The 247-nt window shown below is 72.1% G+C and carries 1 protein-coding gene; it reads left to right on the plus strand.

Features of this window, described 5'->3' with window-relative positions; all coding sequences use genetic code 11:
* Positions 1 to 32: 32 nt before the first annotated feature.
* Positions 33 to 247, plus strand: a 215-nt coding sequence (locus ACQG3P_RS21510; RefSeq protein ID WP_426806189.1) for an alpha/beta-hydrolase family protein, incomplete at its 3' end; no start/stop codon positions are given.

Genomic DNA, 247 nt, shown 5'->3' on the forward strand with positions numbered 1-247 from the left:
CGGCGGTCGCGCCTTGGGCGCGGATGCGGGTGGTGTACCTGCAGGACGCCAGCGACCCGTTTACCCTCGTCACCCCGGATGCCGCGTGGCGGCCACCGGACTGGATGGCCGCACCACGCGCACCGGATGTGTCACCGGCGGTGCGCTGGTACCCACCGGTGAGCATGCCGCAGCTGGCGCTGGACATGCTGCTGGCCGACCGGACGCCGACGGGCTACGGGCACGTCATCGCGCCCTCGCCCTATAT

Origin of the sequence: Stenotrophomonas sp. SrG (assembly GCF_050031795.1) — a bacterium.
Lineage (GTDB): Bacteria > Pseudomonadota > Gammaproteobacteria > Xanthomonadales > Xanthomonadaceae > Stenotrophomonas > Stenotrophomonas rhizophila_A.